The sequence below is a fragment of the Acinetobacter boissieri genome (genome assembly GCF_900096955.1).
Lineage (GTDB): Bacteria > Pseudomonadota > Gammaproteobacteria > Pseudomonadales > Moraxellaceae > Acinetobacter > Acinetobacter boissieri.
The window spans coordinates 53,465-72,270 of the sequence record NZ_FMYL01000006.1 but is presented as its reverse complement, the minus strand read 5'-3'; the positions used below and the strand labels follow the sequence as shown (position 1 = coordinate 72,270).

The 18,806-nt window shown below is 39.1% G+C and carries 16 protein-coding genes, 1 pseudogene and 1 riboswitch; of the genes and pseudogenes, 7 read left to right on the top strand and 10 right to left on the bottom strand.

Annotated features, from left to right (window positions below; all coding sequences use genetic code 11):
* Nucleotides 1-8 precede the first annotated feature (8 nt).
* Nucleotides 9-1,355, bottom strand: a complete 1,347-nt coding sequence (gene glmM / locus BLS38_RS07290) for a phosphoglucosamine mutase (RefSeq protein ID WP_092748157.1) — start codon at nt 1,353-1,355, stop codon at nt 9-11.
* Between the two features lie 134 nt (nt 1,356-1,489).
* On the bottom strand, nt 1,490-2,956 hold the full coding sequence (guaB, locus tag BLS38_RS07285; RefSeq protein ID WP_092748156.1) for an IMP dehydrogenase: 1,467 nt from the start codon (nt 2,954-2,956) through the stop codon (nt 1,490-1,492).
* A gap of 339 nt (nt 2,957-3,295) precedes the next feature.
* On the opposite strand from guaB, the gene BLS38_RS07280 reads away from it, so the two are divergent.
* Entirely contained in the window at nt 3,296-3,700 is a 405-nt protein-coding gene (locus BLS38_RS07280) for a cupin domain-containing protein (RefSeq protein WP_092748155.1), read from the top strand.
* A 235-nt stretch (nt 3,701-3,935) separates the two neighbouring features.
* Here the strand turns inward: BLS38_RS07280 and BLS38_RS07275 are convergent, their stop codons facing one another.
* Nucleotides 3,936-4,514, bottom strand: a complete 579-nt coding sequence (locus tag BLS38_RS07275) for a TMEM165/GDT1 family protein (protein WP_092748154.1) — start codon at nt 4,512-4,514, stop codon at nt 3,936-3,938.
* A gap of 71 nt (nt 4,515-4,585) precedes the next feature.
* A riboswitch (yybP-ykoY riboswitch) is annotated at nt 4,586-4,718 on the bottom strand.
* A 492-nt stretch (nt 4,719-5,210) separates the two neighbouring features.
* Between BLS38_RS07275 and BLS38_RS13285 the strand changes: the two genes are divergently transcribed.
* Genes BLS38_RS13285 through BLS38_RS07260 form a run of 3 tightly spaced genes read left to right on the top strand, consistent with a single transcriptional unit; the run spans nt 5,211 to nt 8,450 of the window.
* Nucleotides 5,211-6,743, top strand: coding sequence for an amino acid ABC transporter permease/ATP-binding protein (locus BLS38_RS13285; RefSeq protein WP_092748153.1), 1,533 nt, complete (start codon nt 5,211-5,213; stop codon nt 6,741-6,743).
* 26 nt (nt 6,744-6,769) lie between these two features.
* Entirely contained in the window at nt 6,770-7,606 is an 837-nt protein-coding gene (locus BLS38_RS07265) for an urea carboxylase-associated family protein (RefSeq protein ID WP_092748152.1), read from the top strand.
* Nucleotides 7,607-7,634: 28 nt separating this feature from the next.
* Nucleotides 7,635-8,450, top strand: coding sequence for an ABC transporter substrate-binding protein (locus BLS38_RS07260; RefSeq protein ID WP_092748151.1), 816 nt, complete (start codon nt 7,635-7,637; stop codon nt 8,448-8,450).
* A 54-nt stretch (nt 8,451-8,504) separates the two neighbouring features.
* Here BLS38_RS07260 and BLS38_RS07255 read toward each other — a convergent pair whose 3' ends face one another.
* Genes BLS38_RS07255 through BLS38_RS07235 form a run of 5 tightly spaced genes read right to left on the bottom strand, consistent with a single transcriptional unit; the run spans nt 8,505 to nt 14,660 of the window.
* A complete protein-coding gene (locus tag BLS38_RS07255) occupies nt 8,505-10,229 on the bottom strand; it encodes an acetyl/propionyl/methylcrotonyl-CoA carboxylase subunit alpha (RefSeq protein WP_092748150.1) in 1,725 nt (574 codons plus the stop codon).
* Nucleotides 10,226-11,818, bottom strand: a complete 1,593-nt coding sequence (locus tag BLS38_RS07250; protein ID WP_092748149.1) for a 5-oxoprolinase subunit B/C family protein — start codon at nt 11,816-11,818, stop codon at nt 10,226-10,228. The genes BLS38_RS07255 and BLS38_RS07250 overlap by 4 nt, the downstream gene beginning before the upstream one ends.
* 15 nt (nt 11,819-11,833) lie before the next feature.
* Nucleotides 11,834-12,643, bottom strand: a complete 810-nt coding sequence (locus BLS38_RS07245; RefSeq protein WP_092748148.1) for a putative hydro-lyase — start codon at nt 12,641-12,643, stop codon at nt 11,834-11,836.
* A gap of 1 nt (nt 12,644) precedes the next feature.
* Nucleotides 12,645-13,415 carry a LamB/YcsF family protein gene (locus BLS38_RS07240; RefSeq protein ID WP_092748147.1) on the bottom strand — a complete coding sequence of 257 codons (771 nt, stop codon included), beginning with the start codon at nt 13,413-13,415 and terminating at the stop codon, nt 12,645-12,647.
* Between the two features lie 12 nt (nt 13,416-13,427).
* Nucleotides 13,428-14,660 (bottom strand): NRAMP family divalent metal transporter, encoded by a 1,233-nt coding sequence (locus BLS38_RS07235; protein ID WP_092748146.1) that lies wholly within the window; start codon nt 14,658-14,660, stop codon nt 13,428-13,430.
* A 373-nt stretch (nt 14,661-15,033) separates the two neighbouring features.
* Here BLS38_RS07235 and BLS38_RS07230 point away from each other — a divergent pair.
* The 3 genes and pseudogenes from BLS38_RS07230 to BLS38_RS07220 all read left to right on the top strand — a co-directional run.
* A pseudogene (locus BLS38_RS07230) lies at nt 15,034-15,294 on the top strand (PAAR domain-containing protein); the annotation flags it as partial.
* 260 nt (nt 15,295-15,554) lie between these two features.
* Nucleotides 15,555-16,307 (top strand): peptidoglycan recognition protein family protein, encoded by a 753-nt coding sequence (locus BLS38_RS07225; protein ID WP_092748144.1) that lies wholly within the window; start codon nt 15,555-15,557, stop codon nt 16,305-16,307.
* Nucleotides 16,308-16,312: 5 nt separating this feature from the next.
* On the top strand, nt 16,313-16,606 hold the full coding sequence (locus BLS38_RS07220; RefSeq protein ID WP_092748143.1) for a hypothetical protein: 294 nt from the start codon (nt 16,313-16,315) through the stop codon (nt 16,604-16,606).
* 333 nt (nt 16,607-16,939) lie between these two features.
* Here the strand turns inward: BLS38_RS07220 and BLS38_RS07210 are convergent, their stop codons facing one another.
* Nucleotides 16,940-17,878: a LysR family transcriptional regulator gene (locus tag BLS38_RS07210; protein ID WP_092748141.1), complete on the bottom strand. Its 939-nt coding sequence runs from the start codon at nt 17,876-17,878 to the stop codon at nt 16,940-16,942.
* Nucleotides 17,879-17,946: 68 nt separating this feature from the next.
* The gene (locus tag BLS38_RS07205) at nt 17,947-18,630 is read right to left on the bottom strand and encodes a GntR family transcriptional regulator (RefSeq protein ID WP_092748140.1); all 684 of its coding nucleotides are present in this window, start codon (nt 18,628-18,630) and stop codon (nt 17,947-17,949) included.
* Nucleotides 18,631-18,806: the final 176 nt, after the last annotated feature.

Genomic DNA, 18,806 nt, shown 5'->3' with positions numbered 1-18,806 from the left:
TATTATCCTTATGGTGATATGGCTTGATTCGCTTGTGCTGTAATCGCATCTGCCAAACGGTTTGCTAAAGCATGGACTTCTTCCGCCTGCTCACCTTCAACCATCACTCGAATCATCGGTTCTGTACCTGACTTGCGAATAAGCAAACGACCACGCCCTTTGAGTTGCTCTTCGGCCTGTTCAAATAAAGTAACCAATTCAGGTATTGCAAATGGGTCAATCATTTTTTCTAAACGTAAATTCACTAGAATTTGTGGAAATAACTCAAAGCCTTCCACTAACTCATGCAGTGCTTTATTTTGGTACACCATGACTGTTAACACTTGCAAGGCGGCAATAATCGCATCACCAGTGGTACTTTTATCTAGAGTTAAAATATGCCCTGATGGCTCTCCACCAATTGCCCACTGTTGCTCTACTAGTTTTTGTAATACATGGCGGTCACCCACTTGCGCTCTTAAAAAAGGAACGTCAGCCTGTTTCAATGCGAGCTCCAATGCCATATTACTCATGACTGTGCCGACAATACCTATCGGTTTTTTCTTCGCTTTAGTGGCTAAAATATACAAAATATGGTCGCCATCAAGTAAATGACCAAATTTATCTACCAACACTACACGGTCTGCATCACCATCGAAAGCAATACCAATGTCTGCACCATGCTCAAGCACTGATTTTTGTAATACATCTGGATGTGTTGAACCACAGTTTTCATTAATATTTTGGCCGTTTGGCTCATTGTTTATTGCTATGACTTTAGCACCGAGCTCACGAAAAACTGCAGGACCAACATTGTAAGCAGCACCATGTGCACAGTCGACCACTATCACAATATTGCGTAAGTTATAGTGATACGGAAAACTTGATTTACAAAACTCAATATAGCGACCATTGGCATCTTTCACACGAACACTTTTACCAAGCCCTGCCGTGTCTTCAATCACAATGTCGTGTTGTAGCTCTTCATTAATTTCGTTTTGTAACGATTCAGGCAATTTTTTTCCTTCAGATGAGAAAAATTTAATGCCATTATCAAAGTAAGGATTATGTGATGCAGAGATGACAATGCCTGCATCTGCATGTAAAGCACGTGTTAAATGAGCAATTGCCGGTGTAGGCAATGGGCCAAGTAAATGCACATAGACCCCTGCAGCATTGAGCCCTGCTTGTAAAGCTGCTTCTAAAATATAGCCAGAGAGCCGCGTATCTTTACCTAATACAACAACTGGTTTTCGGTCAACATTTTGTTTTTTAAGTACTTTACCTGCAGCAAAACCGAGTTTTAATGCAAACTCAGGCGTAATAGGCAACTGACCAAATTTTCCACGAATACCATCTGTACCAAAATAACTCATGCGTCTCTCATTCATTCATTGAACAGGCCATTTTTCTAACCTGTTTTTTGTTTTCCACTTTTTTACACTTTACACCAAAATCAAAAAGACCGTCATGCTTTGACGGTCTTTTTGTATTATTTCACAATGGGCAATTAACCAATATGGTAATTTGGTGCTTCTTTGGTAATGGTTACATCATGTACGTGTGATTCTTTCATACCCGCTGAAGTAATTTTGACAAATTTTGCATTTTGACGTAAATCATCAATCGTACTTGAGCCAGTATAGCCCATAGATGAACGTAATCCGCCCATCATCTGATGTAAAATGACACCCATTGGACCTTTGTAAGGTACACGGCCTTCAATGCCTTCTGGTACTAGCTTTTCAGCACCAGCTTTAGCATCTTGGAAGTAACGATCTGCTGAACCAGATGAACCCGCCATTGCACCTAAAGAACCCATACCACGGTATGCTTTATAGTAACGACCTTGGAAGAATTCTACTTCACCCGGTGCTTCTTCCGTACCTGCCAGTAAAGAACCGACCATAATCGTACTTGCGCCAGCACCAATCGCTTTTGACATATCGCCAGAGAAGCGAATACCACCATCTGCAATTAAAGGAATTTGCTCTTTTAGCGCATTAGCAACACTGTCAATCGCAGACATTTGTGGTACGCCAATACCTGCAACAATACGTGTGGTACAAATTGAGCCTGGGCCAATCCCTACTTTCACCGCATCTGCACCTGCATCTAACAATGCTAAGGCTGCATCACCTGTGGCAATATTACCGCCAATGACTTGAACCTGTGGAAAGTTCTTTTTCACCCAATTGACACGCTCAATCACACCTGCTGAATGACCATGTGCAGTATCTACAACAATCACATCAACACCAGCTTCAACCAATGCTTCAACACGTGATGGCGTTTCTGCGCCTGTTCCAACAGCAGCACCTACACGTAAGCGACCCAAATGATCTTTTGAACTATTTGGATATGATTCAGCTTTACGGAAATCAGTGACCGTAATTAATCCTTTCAGTGCATTGTTTTCATCAACAACGAGCACTTTTTCAATACGATGTTTTTGTAATAATGCTTGAATATTTTCTTTTGACTCACCTTCACGCACAGTCACTAGACGTTCTTGGGTGGTCATAATATTGCTGACAGGCTGCTCAAGGTTTGTTTCAAAGCGAGTATCACGCCCTGTAACAATACCAACCACTTTTCCATCTTTTACAACAGGTACACCACTAATATTATTGGCATGCGTAATGGCATTGAGTTCACGTACTGTTGTTTCTGGCGTAACAATAATTGGGTCTTTGACCATGCCCGCTTCAAATTTTTTAACACGGCGCACTTCCGCAGCTTGTGCTGCAATATCCATATTTTTATGAATAATACCGATGCCACCATTTTGTGCCATCGCAATGGCCATACGTGCTTCAGTCACGGTATCCATCGCGGCAGATACTAAAGGCACATTGAGATGGATGTCACGTGTTAAACGTGATTTGAGGGAAACATCTTTTGGTAGGACAGTAGAATAGGCGGGCACTAATAAGACATCATCGAAGGTTAGGGCTTCTTGAATGATGGTCAGCATAACAGTCTCACTGGTTAATTCCGTGAGCTATTATAAACAAATTTTTTTTCAAATTTCATTTATTCTGTATTTTTTTTCAAAAATCTTGTATTTGATCACTTCAATTATTTTAAAGTCTGCTCATTCAGCAAACATCAAAGTTATAAAATACTTATTCGGTAATACAGAACCCGTTTTGGATCTTTTCTATATAATATTAAGAATGACTGCTATTTCTTTATTTTTGTAATTACGTATTAGTTTTTATGATAGTTAATGTTGTATATTTTTAACCCGTAATCACAGTTGTATCCGTGTAAGTGTAGCATAAAGCTGAAAAACCAATACATGGAAAACAACATGAACCCATCAAGTTTTAAAGGTGATACTGTTTTTGACAAAGGTATTCATAGCCCAGAGTTTCAAGCTTTCTTTCAAGGAAAGGCTTATCGTAGTGATCTATCAAAAGATCAAGTAGAGATATCGAATATAACATTTGCAGCCGCTTCTAGAACGAAATGGCATTATCATCACAGTGGTGAAATTTTACTGGTAACAGGTGGTCTAGGTTGGTATCAAGAGGAAGGGTTGCCACCACGATTAATTCAAGAGGGCGATGTCATCAATGTAAAGCCTAAAACGAAACATTGGCATGGTGCCACCAAAGAGAGTTGGTTGTCCCATCTCGCGATCACAGTACCTGCGGAAAATACTAACACCGATGTCTGTGAAGATGTGAGTAACGAAATATATAACGCATTATAAATACAAAGCGCTCATTAGCCCTTCACTCGAGAGATTAGAAAACAAACAAGCATTTTGTTCAGTACCAATTTACATAAAATTAGTTTTATAACAAAAGATAGACTCTATTGAATGAATTCACTAATCACGCTAGACACTTAACAAAAGTACCTAGCGTGATAGACCTAGACTGAATATGATTCGAGCTAGCCACCCATTGGGCTTAAAATCAAATCAACCCAGTATTATTTTTTTATTACCCCATATAATGCTGTACCACTGCACTAATACCGACCACTAAAAAGATCACTGCACTAATTCTATGAATTAAAGTGATTGGAAGCTTTCCAGCTAATTTATTCCCTAAAAATACAGCAGGCGCATTTGCAATCATCATACCTATGGTTGTTCCGACCAACACAGTAACAATACTGTCAAAGCGTGCAGACAATGCAACTGTTGCAATTTGAGTTTTATCGCCGATTTCAGCCAAGAAAAATAAGATAAATGTCGCACCAAATACACCAAAGCGTTGCCATTTATAAATACTTTCAGCTTCATCGCCATCGAGTTTATCTGGAATAAGCATCCATACTGCCATACCAATAAAACCTAATGCTAAAATCCAGACCATTACAGTTGGGCTAACAACAGTGGTCAGCCATTGGCCTAAAACCGCAGAAATACCGTGATTAATGGTGGTTGAAAGTACAATCGCGAGCAAAATAGGCACTGGTTTACGAAAACGTGCAGCCAAGAGTAATGCGAGAAGTTGCGTTTTGTCTCCCATTTCAGCAAGGGCAACGATAGAGACAGAGATGAGAAAAGCATACATGACATGTTTTCCTTGGCCAGCACAAATACCTATGACTTACCTCTCCTGCTAGCCAAGATGCAGAGAAAGTAAATCAAAGGTCTTGCCAACAAAAGAAAAACTGGTTCTTTGCTATAATGGCCATGTTCAAAATGTATGAACAAGTATGTTGACCATCATCTATTTACGGTGCGTAAATAGCGGCTACTCCCCAATGAAGTTAGCGCCATTATATAAGAGTTACTATTTTTTTCAATCTCTACTAAAACAGTTGGATTTATTTATTTGCAACAATTTGTGTTTTTTAAGTCAATTTCAAGATAAATATATAAATAAGACTCTATCTTTGAGATCTTTGAGCAATTTGTATTGCCATATTTTAAAGACACCTACTGGCTCTTTTTAAGTGCACAATCACTTTAAAGTGTATGGTTTTTTTATTTTTGGTTTGTTTTTAATCAATACCCTCATAAAAATCACTATTTTTCAGCCTATCAAAAAACATAAGACACCTCATTGCAATAACTACTGTGGTAGTACTTCCTTTTAGTCTATGCACTTCATTTAAATAGTTAAAAATATAGCAGATTGATAAAATTTCTATATTTTTTCATACAAAAATCAATAAACAGTGAATTATTGGCATTAAAAGTGCTTAAAAGCTTCTTATGAACCAAATATTAATTTAAAGCAACCAAGTACCCCACGGAGAAAAATATGCCGTTTGATTGGAATTACACATTAAGTCAGCTCTGGAATATTTCTTTTTGGAAAGCCTGTTTAGTCGTGATCGAACTAAGTTTAGTTGTATGGTTAGCAGGTACTATTTTTGGTTTTATTTTGGCATTGGCTAAACAATCAAAGAATCGTTTTATTGCTAAATTTACCTCAACATATATTTGGTTTTTTCGTAGTCTCCCATTATTAGTACTCCTTGTTTTTACCTACAATCTACCTCAAATTTATCCATCAACCAGTACATTTCTTGCCTCTCCGTTTATTGCGGGCGCAATTGCAATGTTTCTCAATGAATCGGCTTTTATTGCTGAAATACATCGTTCAGGGCTTAGCTCTATTCCCAAGGGTCAAATAGAAGCAGGAAAAGCATTGGGTATACGCTATGTAGGCATACAAAAACTAATTGTCATTCCACAAGCATTACGTGTAGCAATGCCCTCTTTAAGCAATGAATTTGTGACTATTGTTAAACTTACCTCTTTAGTTTCTGTTATTTCTTTGACCGAAATTTTATTGGTTGGACAACGTCTATATACTCAAAACTTTCTAGTCATGGAAACCATGCTAGCGGTTGCTTTTTATTACATCTTAATTGTCACTGTATTTGGTTGGGTGCTCACATGGTTTGAAAGAAAATTAGATGTTTCATTACGCCAACCGGGACTACTTTCAGCAGATAGTCCATTAAATAATATGCAATACACCACACAAGCAGAACCAATACCAAGCAAAAAAAATCCACTTCACCGTGGTGAATATGCACTCGAAACACATCAGGTCTGTAAATCTTATGGCGATCATCAGGTCATTAAAGGCATTGATTTAAAAATAAAGTGGGGCGAAGTTGTTTGTATTATTGGCCCATCAGGCTCAGGCAAAACCACATTTATTCGTACACTTAATGGTCTTGAAGAGCTCACCAGTGGTAAAGTTTCATTATTAGATCAGCCTTTTTTATCGTCAGAAATAAATCTTAAAGACAACCAAAACTACCAAAAAAATATTATTCATGTTGGCATGGTTTTTCAGAGTTTTAACTTATTTCCACATAAAACGATTTTAGAAAATGTCACGCTTGCGCCGAACTATCATCAAAAATCTGATGCATTAATTAACAAGATTACTGCCTTAACGATGTTAGAAAAAGTGGGAATGAAGCAACATGCCAATAAATATCCGCATCAACTCTCTGGTGGTCAACAACAACGTGTGGCAATTGCTCGTGCCTTAGCCATGAAGCCTTCTGTCATTTTATTTGATGAACCAACGTCTGCACTCGACCCAGAGTTAGTGGGCGAAGTATTAAAAGTGATTGAAGATCTCGCTAAAGAAGGCATGACGATGATCATTGTTACACATGAGATGGATTTTGCACTCCAAGTGTCTAATCGAGTGGTATTTATGGAAAATGGTCATGTGGTAGTCGATGAGTCTCCAGCGCAAATCATTCAATCAGACAACCTTCGTTTACAGCAATTTATGGGCTTAAACGCAAACCAAACACAAGGTTAAAAGTACGACTAGTATAGGAAAGCGATATGTATAAAGACTATCCATCGGCCTATCAGGGTGGAAAAGACTCCCCTCTTGATATCGATAAAAATTTTTATGACCGTATTCGTGAAACAACAGATGCAAGAACACGCATTAGCCAAGTTGAAGTGCCGATTCGTTCGGGCTATGCATGGACAGTAAAAGCAGGACAAGTGTTTAGAGTCACTACTCCTAAAGGTGCACAAGTCGGTGATTTCAATATTTGGAATGCTCACAACCCAAGAGAGCGCCTCTGGGCCTCTCGTACCAGACAATTACAAGGCTCGCATGTCAGTATCTATGACCGCCTATGGTCAACACTGCCATTTATGCGCCCACTGGTCACCATTACCGATGACAGCTTAAAAGATTACGGTATAGATGAACACGGCGGACGTATTCATGACTTACTCGGTACACGCTGCGACCCATATATTAACCGTATTTTAACGGGTAAAGATTTTGACCATCACTGCCACTCCAACCTCACCCGTGCAGTTTTACCGTATGGTTTAACTGAGTTTGATGTGCATGATGTACTTAATATTTTTCAAGTCACTGGCCTGAATCATGAAAGTAAATACTTTATGAAAACATGCCCTGCTCAAGTCGGTGACTATTTAGAGTTTTTTGCTGAAATTGATGTTCTATGCGCCTTATCGACCTGCCCAGGGGGAGACCTCTCTTTACCAATGTGGGGGCCTGATGCTCAAGACCCTATTTCGGTATGTAGACCGCTTGGTGTAGAAATTTTTGACCTAGATCCAGAGCTGATTAAAGGCTGGAAATCACCCCAATGTTCTCCATATGCTGGACAACATGGACTCACTTTAACAAAGTAATTTAACAATATAATTTTAGGAATAAAATATGTTTAAAAAAATACCTCTTGCGACTTTAATCACGTCATTAGTCATTGGATTGTCTGCATGTAGCAAACCAGAAGAGAAAAAAGAAGCACCTGTAGATACTGCAGCTGCCGCACCAGCGACACTGCGTATTGGTTCAGATTTAACATACCCTCCTTATGCTTTTTTCAAAGATGATAAACCACAAGGTTTTGATGTTGAACTGCTTGGCTTACTGGCCAATACTAACCAACAAAAAACTGAGTTTGTCGATACTCGTTTTGCAAGCCTGATTCCAAGCTTAAACAGCAAGAAGTTCGATGTGATTGCATCTTCAATGTTTATTACGCCTGAGCGTGAAAAACAAGTCAACTTTATTGCTTATGCAAAAGTAGGTAATGCATTAATCGTTCGTACTGGTGAGTCATTCGCACCGAAAGATCCAAAAGATCTTTGTGGTAAAACATTGTCTATTCTTAAAGGCTCAGCAGGAATTCCTAAGCTAGATGAGGTGTCAAAAAACTACTGTGCTGCTAACAACAAAAAAGGCATTACGATTCGTGAGTTCGACACATCTCCTGAAGCACTACAGTCGTTACTTTCTAAGTCTTCAGACGTACAATTTGACGATACAGATGTTGCAAAAAGCTTTATTGAAAAAGTGAAGGGTAGAGTGATGATTTCTACAACTGAACCTATCTACCCACAAACTCTAGGTCTTGCTGTACGTAAAGATGACCCTGCAACGCTTGCAAGCCTGACAAAAGCTTTAGAAACCATCAAAGGCAATCAAGAATATCAAAAACTTCTTGATAAATATGGCATTAAAGGTATTTAACCAATACACCTTGAATATCATGCATCGTTCTTATCACGATGCATGATTTTTTATTCAATCATTAATATGCGCAACAATATCATCTGCCTGAATATTGACTTGGCAGGCCTGATCAATGGTGAGTACACCTGTTTGATGGGCTAAAATAGGCACTTCCATTTTCATGGCTTCCATGAGTCCAATGATCTGATTTTTCTCTACCAGATCTCCCGTTTGAACTCTCCACTGCGTAATTACACCATTCATTGGCGCAAGCACTGCACCACTACTGAGTGGCTGATTCGATGCTGTTTCAGGTAACTGGACCTGTTGACCCAATACCCCTAAAAATGCAAGCGGCAAGCCCACTTGATGTAACTTGCCATCAATTTCTAAGTCTACATACTGCATGGTTGTGCGACTACGCTGTTGGCTACGCGGATAAGGTGCATAGTCTGCGGTAAAGTCTTGCTCTATCCAACGTGTGTGTACTTTAAACGCATCTATAAAGTCAGGTTCATTTAAAATAGCCTGATGAAATGGTAAAACGGTTGCAACACCTTCAATTTTAAATTGGTTCAATGCCCGTTTGGCTCGTTGTATGGCCAACTGACGTGTCGGTGCAGTAATAATAAGTTTAGCAAGCAATGAGTCAAAATGACTCGATACTACACTGCCTTGTGTCACCCCGGTATCTAAACGCACACCTAAACCACTCGGTGCAGAAAATTCTGTCAACTCACCAAAAGCAGGAATAAATCCTCTGGCAGGGTCTTCAGCGTTTATCCGAAACTCAATCGCATGACCTTGTGGCTCAGGCATACTTTGTATAGATAGTGGTTTGCCTAAAGCAATAGAGATTTGTTCGGCCACCAAATCTACATTTGAGGTTTGCTCGGTAATTGGGTGCTCTACTTGTAAACGGGTATTCACCTCTAAAAAAGACAGCATACCATCTTGGCTCAGTAGATACTCAACTGTACCTGCCCCCACATAATTCGCTTTTTTACAAATGGCCGTAGCAGAATCTATAATCTGTTGCAAAATCTTTTTAGAGATAAACGGTGCAGGTGATTCTTCGACTAACTTTTGGTTACGGCGTTGTAATGAACAATCTCGTGTACCCACCACCACCACATGACCCTGTTGATCAGCAATAATTTGCGCCTCTATGTGTCTTGGACGGTCTAAATACTGCTCTACAAAACACTCACCACGGCCAAACGCAGTCACTGCTTCACGCACTGCAGAGTCATACAGTGCTTCTACATCATTTAAATCTCTTGCCACTTTTAGCCCACGACCACCACCACCAAAAGCAGCTTTAATGGCAATCGGCAAGCCATGTTCAGATGCAAAATTATAGGCTTGTTGTGCATTTTGGAGTGGCTCAGATGTACCTTTCACCAATGGTGCACCCACGGCCTGTGCAATTTTTCGGGCTTCTATTTTATCGCCTAAAAGCTGAATACTTTTGGGTGATGGGCCAATCCAAATCAATCCTGCATCAAGTACTGCTTGTGCAAATTCAGCACGCTCAGATAAAAAGCCATAACCGGGGTGGATCATGGTTGCGCCTGACTGCTGTGCTACTTTTAAAATGGCATCAATATTTAAATAAGTGTCTTGAGCTGTGATGCCCTTTAATGACCATGCTTCATCGGCATATTGACAATGCAAACTGTGAATATCTTCTTCTGCATAGACCGCAATGGACGGAATATCTAAATCTTTACAGGCTTGAATAATGCGTACAGCAATTTCACCACGATTAGCAATAAGTAATTTATGTGTGCTCATACGTTCATATCCATAAATTCTGAAACTTTGTTAAATTTAATCAGGCAACCTGCAGGAATTTGTGCCACTAAATCTAAATGATAATGTGCAACCGTTGCAATCACAGGGTAACCACCTGTGAGTGGATGGTCATTCATAAACAAAACAGGTTGCCCACTTGGTGGTATTTGCAGTGCACCCGTAACTGTACCTTCACTGGAGAGCTCTTGATGCTGTGTACGTTTTAACGCCACCTCACCCTGTAAGCGCAACCCCACGCGATTAATATCGTTACTCACTTTCCATAACTGATTCAACAACGTCTCTAAGCTCTCTGCTTCAAACCAATCTGCTCTTGGACCAAGTACAATATCTAGTACCACTGTATCTTTGGATTGAGGTAGGCATTTGGGTGGTTTGCTGTCTGTAGACACGGCCTGTTTTGGGGATTGGCCAACCGCTACTTCATCGCCAGTAGATAGTGGTTTCGGGCCCAATTCAGCCAAAGTGTCAAAACTATAACTGGCTAAAATTTTTTCAGCCAACACACCACCACGTATGGCTAGATAATTTCTAAGCCCTGCTTGTGGTCGTTTAATTTCAATGGTGTCACCCGCATCGAGTGCGATGGCTTGACCACAGGAAACTTCCGCGACTGTACCATCGGCATATTCAATCACACAGGTACTGATTGCACCTGTAATTGCAATGACTGTTGGAGATTGAACCTGTGCTTTAAAACCACCATTTAAAATCTCAAGCACTGCATCATTAAGCGCATTGCCAACACATTGGTTTGCAGCCTGCATTGCACCCACATCAAGTGCACCACCCACCCCAACACCCATGGCAAATTTCCCAATACGGCCACGGTCTTGCACTAAAGTTTGCATACCTGCATTTAAAATTTTTAATATACCCCGTGCGATTGGTAATGGTTTATGTGCTTCTGCATCGTGCTTTATGATGTGGTCTGGCACACTCACCTGAGCCACATGTTTAGCCTCTTTAAACACAATACTGTTACCCGGCAATAATAAGGCAGGCGGGTCACGGTGAATGTCCCACATGGTTTCCGCAGTATGACCAATCAACTGCCAGCCACCGGGGCTGTCTTTAGGATACACACCCGTATACTCACCTGCTAAAGCAACAGCCCCTGCCACAATACGCTTACGGGGTGTACTTAAACGAGGAATACTACCAAAAGGACGTTGCTCACAATTTAAGTAACCAAAACCCGGAGCAAAACCAATGAACGCTACTTTCCACACATGTTGAGTATGGCGCTTTATTACCTCTTGTGTGGTCACGCCTAAAAGTTCAGCCACTTGAGCAAGGTCTTCACCCTCATAATTCGCTGCAATGATCACTTCAGTGCCTTGTACGGTATGCTCATGCTGAATATGTTGTTGTGACAACCAACTAATGAGCTGTTTTTGTGTGGTTTTAAACACAGAAAACTGAATCAAAATGGTTTTTTCAGCAGGAATCATGTCTACAATGGCAGAGTGATTGTTACGCTGTAAATGCCTAAAAAAATGCGTGGTTTCTAATAAATCATGAAACTCAATAAGAAAGCTGTCTAAACTGACCGATAAAAATCGCACAATGCCTCCTTTGTACTAAATAGACCATGTACGGTCAGGTATATCTGTAATCAGCATATGGCCGGGTGCATGGCTAATCGCAAATGGAATTTTTGACTGCATAACCGCTGCTTGTGGCGTTACACCACATGCCCAAAACACTGCAATTTCATCGTCTAAAATACGAGGGGCATCGCCAAAATCTGGACAATAAATATCTTGAATACCCAATAAATGTGGCGAGCCAATATGTACAGGTGCACCATGTACTTTTGGTACTTTCGCCGTGATTTGTACCGCTTGAGGCACTTGATGTGCTTTCATCGGACGCATAGACACCACCAACTGGCCCGATATTTTTCCTGCCGAACGACACGCAATATTGGTTAAATACATGGGTACATTTTTTTGGTCTGCAATATGGCGAACCTCTATACCTGCGGCCATTAAGTCGGCTTCAAAAGAGAAGCTACAGCCAATTAAAAAAGTCACCAGCTTAAGTTGTTGTTGCCATATATTAGAAATGTCGGTCACTTCTGCAGTTTTTTGACCGTGCTCCCAAATATGGTATTTGGGAAAATCTGTTCGAATATCAATTCCTTCACCCAATTGTGTGTGGTATTGACCTGCTTCGATCACATCTAGTACAGGGCAACTTTGCGGATTACGCTGTGCATAGAGTAAAAAATCCCATGCCCAGTCTTCGGGTACGCAAATCATATTCACTTGGGTCAGACCTGTCGCCAAACCTGCTGTGGGCTGATCATAACCTTGTCTGATTTTAAGCCGTGCTTGTTGTGCTTGCTTTAACTGGTCTGCCGTTGCAAGAAACTGAATACTAGACATATTACCCTTCCTCTTTAGCAGAAAATGCAGTGACCCCAATATGACTCTCACTCAGTGCATCAATAATTTTTTGAGTGATTTCAAGTGCGCCTTGGGTGTCACCATGCACACAAATGCTGTCTGCTTTAATGGTGGTGAATGTGCCGTCTATAGACATCACACCACCATCTTCCACCATGCTGACCACACGTTTTGCAATTTGGTTTGCATCATGTAAAACAGCACCTTCTAAACGTCTAGACACCAAAGAACCATCTGAGTTATATGCGCGGTCGGCAAAGGCTTCTGACACCACATGCAAGCCCTGCTCTCGTGCAAACTGAACCAAATCAGACCCTGCCAATGCCACCAATATGAATGCGGGATTAAACGCTTTAATAGCATCGACCACCGCTTTTGCTTGCGTTAAATTGTGTGCAATAGTGTTATATAATGCCCCGTGCGGTTTCACATAACTGACCGTTGCACCTATGCTACGTGCCAAACCGTCTAAAGCCGACATCTGGTACAACACATCTGCATACAGTTCATCATATGACAAGTCCATATTACGGCGTCCGAAACCGACCAAATCTGGGTAAGCTACATGAGCACCTATAGCAACCTTCGATGCATGGGCTTGGCGTAAGATCGATAAAATCCCTTGGGGGTCTCCTGCATGAAAACCACACGCAATGTTGGCACTGCTCACCAATTTTAAAATCTCTTGGTCATTGCCCATACGCCATGAGCCATAACTTTCACCAAGGTCACTGTTTAAATCAATCTTCATGATGGCATGCTCTTATAATGATTTTAAGTAATTGAAAATGGTGTTAAACGAAATGTAGCCCATGTACCATGTCAGTATGCATGTAATAACACCAAGTACAGTTAACCACATTGGATAGTCATAGCCACCGAGTAAGTCTTTTCGACACGCTGCAACATATACAAAAAGGGTGAGGCCAACAGGTAAGACCAATCCATTTAAACCACCTACAAAAATCAGTAAGCTTGCAGGTGTTGCACCTAAAATCACAAACAATAAAAGTGCAGCAGCAATAAAAATAATGGTGCAGACATTACGCTGTTTTAAGGTAATATCTTTTTTAAATGCCGTGAAAAATGAAACCGATGTATACGCTGCGCCAATCGCACTACTAATACCGGCAGCAAAGAAAATTAAACCAAATAATTTAAAACCAAACATACCCGCTGCATATTGAAACGCTTGTGCAGCAGGGTTTGCATTTTTTCCTGATAAATCAATCACAGCACCGCTAGCAACCACACCAAGTACAGCTAAGAAAAGGACATACCGAACAATACCAACCACAATAATCCCTTTGGTTGCGGCTCTTGATACTTCTTGAATATGCTCAGGCCCTACCGCACCTTTGTCTAATAAACGGTGTGCCCCTGCATAACAAATATAGCCACCGACCGTACCACCTACAATAGTGGTAATACTGGCAAAGTCGATATGGCTTGGTAAAATAGTTTGATGAAAGGCATCAGCAACAGGTGGTGCAACAATAATAGCCACAATCACCACCAATAAGATTTTTACTACACCGAGTAAAATCATACTTTTATCAATCACCACAGTGGCTTTTTTTGACGCAAAAATTAAAATAGCAATTGCACCACTAATCACCCCACCCCATTTGGTATCTAAACCAAATAAAGCATTTAGACCTAAAGCTGCCCCTGCAATATTACCAATATTAAAAAAGAAACCACCAAAAATTACTAAACCCGCCAAAACATAGCCACTGCCCGGCAATGCTGCATTGGCCACTTCAGGGGCTCGCATTTGAGTAAGCGTCACCACACGCCAAATATTTTGCTGTACCACATAATCAATAATAATAGAGAGTAAAATACCAAAACCAAAAGCGGCCCCCATTTTGGCAGTAAATGTGGCTGTTTGCGTTAAAAATCCGGGCCCCATGGCAGAGGTTGCCATGAGAAAAATAGAAGCAACAATTGCCCACTGTCTTTCACTAAAAAATTTCTTGGTATTATTTTCCATGACACTCCCCATTCAAAAAAGTAAAATACTTTACTTAATAAATCATAGAAAACATTGAACACTCAAGGCTTAAATTATCTTTTTTTAAATTATAAATAATTGATAAATAACAATATAAATAAAATATTAGTTTAGCTAATACAAAAGCATTAAATAAACTAATGATTGAAATTTAAGCATGTTTTATTGTGGTGCTTTATTGGTTTTATTGTAGTGCACTCTGCAACATCATCATGCAATTTATATCTGTTCATTGCTTTCTACTTCCTTCTTGAATTTACCTAAAGCAAAATCAAAAAAATCAACACATAAAACACTAATGAATTAAAATGTGATATATTTCACATTATGTAAAATTCAAATTGAATTCAAAATGAAAGGCTTTGCAATACATAACGCACCCACAAATCATGGTGGTGTCATTCCATCAACTCAAAGCAGCGCATCACAAGAAAGCAAAGCTTTCGTAAGAGCAGGTGATAAACATTTTTGCCCTCAATGCAAATGTTGGTCTACCGTACAGGCAAGCCATAGCCATGTTATTTTCGATGGTAAACCTGTGGCTTATGTTGGTGATAAATTGAGTTGTGGCGCAAAAATTTTAGAGCAGCAAACACATGTTGTTGGCGATAACTAAGGGAATAATCAAGTAAGTAAATCGTCAACTCATGTAAAACATACCGCACAATTTAAATGTGCAGATAAACATACTAACGAACCCATAAAGAATAAAAACTATGTTTTAACGCTTGAAAACGGGCAAAATATTTATGGAAAAACAGATGCAAATGGATTAACCAAAGTTATTGATGCTCGAAAAGATAAAAAAGTAAGTATCAACTTCTTATTTACCTCCCCGAAGGGTGATGTTGTTAAACACGAGGATATTCACTGATGAAAGATAGTCGTTTTACAACAACCGTTAGAGCATCATCTGGTCAGTGTGAGCCTACAGAGGTTCAAGTTGATGATCGTGCAGCCACGAGATCGGCTATTCTCAATTTCATCAAAAAACAGCAAGTACATGTGGTAGAAAGCTCTGAATGGGGCGCAAAACCTCCTCAAAAAGTAAATAAAGAATGGATGTATAAATCCATCGCACTTCACCATGCAGGCAATAGCTTTGCTTGTAATACAGATGCCCGAGAACTACTTAAAAAAGTTGAAGAAATTGATCGTAAGACTTTTCATCAATTAACCTATCATTATGCGATTGCTTGTGATGGCACAGTGTACGAATTATTAGATATTCGTTGGAAAGGCTCACATATAGACAATGGTAATACTAAAGTGATTGGCATTGTAATGTTAGAGGATTTAAGTCATAGCGGTGAAGCATATGTGCAAGAGTATAAAAATAAAAGTTTTAGACAAAAAATCAGAAACTTAAAAGGCTTAATTTTTGATCAATTTGATACTAGTTATGACACCGTTAGCCAACCACAAGAAAAGGCTTTAACCGCATTATTGTCAGCATTAACAAAGTATTTTGCGATTGATATTTTAGGTGGGCATCGAGAATTTCAAGTCCTAGCAAATAAAGAGGGTCGAGCTTGTCCTGGTGCAGAAGGAATGAAACTTGTTAAAAATATGCGAAAGACTTTTAGTTTTGTTGCACCTTCTAAATCTAATTACCCACATAAGTGATAGGTATGAAAAAACTGAAATATACCATTTTAATTCTCTTATTGATTTGTCCATTATTCTATTTTTTTGTAGGGATTGAACTTGTTGGTACAGAAGATGACATACTTTACGATTTTTTTATCAAAAAACACCCAACAAGCTTATTTTTTTATCAAAATATGGTGAAGTGTGGTGAGTGTGACTTTGTTGAATACAAGGATCTTTACTCAGAAGAAACTAAAACTGATTTTAGAAACCTATGCTATTACCGCTATGACTTAACCGATATTAAACAATGTGAAAATTTATTTCGTTATTAAATTTTAAAGCATTATTTCACTGTCTCTATAAAGTATACACATGAAAAAACTGAACTATATTATTGTAACAGTGCTTGTACTTTCCCTATTATTCTATTTTTTTGTAGGCAACGAAATTATTGGTAGAGAAGAGGGTTATGAATATAATTTTTTTATAAAAAACACCCAACAGGTTTATTTATTTTTCGGAATTGGGTTTTATGTGGGGAATGTGATTTTAAGGAATATTCAAAATTAGATACAGAAAGTCAGAGTGATTTTAGAAACCTATGCTATTACCGCTATGATTTAACTGATATTAAACAATGTGAGAATTTATTTCGGTATTAAATTTTAAATCAGATAAAAATCCTCAGCTTCAAACTGCTGATTCAGCTTTTTCATGGCATGATTGGCGACATCAACCGCAATATCTGCTAAATCTTTTTTTACCCTATCATCGCGACCTACCGTATACACACATAAAAAACGGTAGGGGCTTAGCGTAATGTCAGTTGATAAAATATAAAGCCGTTTTTCTCGTAACTCTTTCAATACAGACAAGTGAGGCAAAACCCCAATTCCCATCCCTTCTTCAGTCATTTTTATCAGTGTAGCCAATGAATAACTGGTAATGGTTTTCGGCTCAAGTAACCGCAACTGGTTGAGTTTCTGCTTAATATCTAAATATGGATAGGTATTTTTAGGATAACTAATAATGGTTGAGCGAACAATTTCCCTCAAACTCAAAGCACTACGCTGTAAAAAACGTTGGCCATGCTTAGCAGAGATTAAAAAACTTTGTTCAAAGTGACATAAAGGTCGTTGAATACAGTCAAAGTCACAGGTATGGTCCAGCATAAAAACCATGTCTAACTCACCGTTTTTAAGTGACTCTTTTAAAACTGGCGTAATATTGACAATAATATCTACTGTAATATGCGGATACGTGCGGTATACCCTTTCTATAAAATCTACTAACCATGTATGAACAATAGTTTCTGCGACGCCTAAGCGAATAGTACTTTCTGTCAGGCTATGGTTAGATATTTCAGCCAAGAACTGTTCGTTTAATTCAATACTTTTTTCTGCATATTTAAAGGCAACTTTGCCCTGATCTGTCAAATGTATTGTACGTGATCTACGTTCCAATAATTTCACACTTAATTCTTGTTCTAATGCAGCAATACGCTGTGACACAGAAGATTGTGTGGTATTAAGCTGTATGGCAGCCTTATTGAAGCTGCTTAATCGAGCAACCCAATACAATGTTTCAAGACCTTTATAATTCAAATGCTGAATCCAAACTATTTATATCCATGAATACAATATACTCGATTGAAGAACGTATGATACAAAACTTAGAGCAAATCTAAATTTTTTGGCAATAAATGCAATAATTGCTCACATACTTGATGAATATGCTGTTCAATCAATTGTTTTGCTCGTACGGTGTCTTTAGCACGACAGGCCAGTAAAATTGCACGATGCTCACGATCAGCAATGACTTTACCATCAACAGACTGTTCCATTTGTAGTCTTAAATAGCGCTCTATTTTATCGTAAATGGAGCGAATCATATTCACCAAGACTGGTCGCTGTGAAGCATCATATAATGACTTATGAAATGCCCAGTTTAGCTCTGCTGTACGTGACGGATCGTCTAAATTTATAAACTCATCTAAAATATGTTCAGCACGTGTGAAGTCATCTTCTGTTAAGTACGGTATTGCCATTTGAATGGCTTGAACTTCCAACATGACTCGTATTTCAAAAATTTGTGCCAACTCAAAATCACTAATACGCGTAACCGTTGCACCTTTATTACGATGAAATTGTACTAAGCCTTCTGCTTCAAGACGCTTTAATGCTTCACGTACAGGAATCTTGCTGACATTAAATGATTTTGCAATATCATCTTGTCGAATGGGTTCATTATCTAGAAATTCCCCTCGAATCACTGCATCTCTCAAAAACTTCAAAATCACCTCAGAACTCGATGGTATCTCGCCTAAGTTCGGTGCACTTTTTAATGTTGCAGACATCCCATATCTCACATTTATATAATTTTTGTATATCATATATGAAATATACTAAATGCAGTAAATTTTTCAGCCTTCATGTCTTCGTTAAATGACATGGTAAAACAGCTAAAAAAGTGCCTCTCTATTATTTTAGTAAATAGCGATTTATACTCATTTTTTTAATTCGGTCAAGTCAC

Bases quoted from the DNA above. Each gene is read 5' to 3' on its own strand.
- BLS38_RS07260 (WP_092748151.1), top strand. From the start codon at position 7,635: ATGTTTAAAAAAATACCTCTTGCGACTTTAATCACGTCATTAGTCATT.
- BLS38_RS13285 (WP_092748153.1), top strand. From the start codon at position 5,211: ATGCCGTTTGATTGGAATTACACATTAAGTCAGCTCTGGAATATTTCT.
- BLS38_RS07280 (WP_092748155.1), top strand. From the start codon at position 3,296: ATGAACCCATCAAGTTTTAAAGGTGATACTGTTTTTGACAAAGGTATT.
- BLS38_RS07275 (WP_092748154.1), bottom strand. From the start codon at position 4,514: ATGTATGCTTTTCTCATCTCTGTCTCTATCGTTGCCCTTGCTGAAATG.
- BLS38_RS07265 (WP_092748152.1), top strand. From the start codon at position 6,770: ATGTATAAAGACTATCCATCGGCCTATCAGGGTGGAAAAGACTCCCCT.
- BLS38_RS07245 (WP_092748148.1), bottom strand. From the start codon at position 12,643: ATGTCTAGTATTCAGTTTCTTGCAACGGCAGACCAGTTAAAGCAAGCA.
- BLS38_RS07220 (WP_092748143.1), top strand. From the start codon at position 16,313: ATGAAAAAACTGAAATATACCATTTTAATTCTCTTATTGATTTGTCCA.
- BLS38_RS07235 (WP_092748146.1), bottom strand. From the start codon at position 14,660: ATGGAAAATAATACCAAGAAATTTTTTAGTGAAAGACAGTGGGCAATT.
- BLS38_RS07240 (WP_092748147.1), bottom strand. From the start codon at position 13,415: ATGAAGATTGATTTAAACAGTGACCTTGGTGAAAGTTATGGCTCATGG.
- BLS38_RS07225 (WP_092748144.1), top strand. From the start codon at position 15,555: ATGAAAGATAGTCGTTTTACAACAACCGTTAGAGCATCATCTGGTCAG.
- BLS38_RS07205 (WP_092748140.1), bottom strand. From the start codon at position 18,630: ATGTCTGCAACATTAAAAAGTGCACCGAACTTAGGCGAGATACCATCG.
- BLS38_RS07255 (WP_092748150.1), bottom strand. From the start codon at position 10,229: ATGAGCACACATAAATTACTTATTGCTAATCGTGGTGAAATTGCTGTA.
- guaB (WP_092748156.1), bottom strand. From the start codon at position 2,956: ATGCTGACCATCATTCAAGAAGCCCTAACCTTCGATGATGTCTTATTA.
- glmM (WP_092748157.1), bottom strand. From the start codon at position 1,355: ATGAGTTATTTTGGTACAGATGGTATTCGTGGAAAATTTGGTCAGTTG.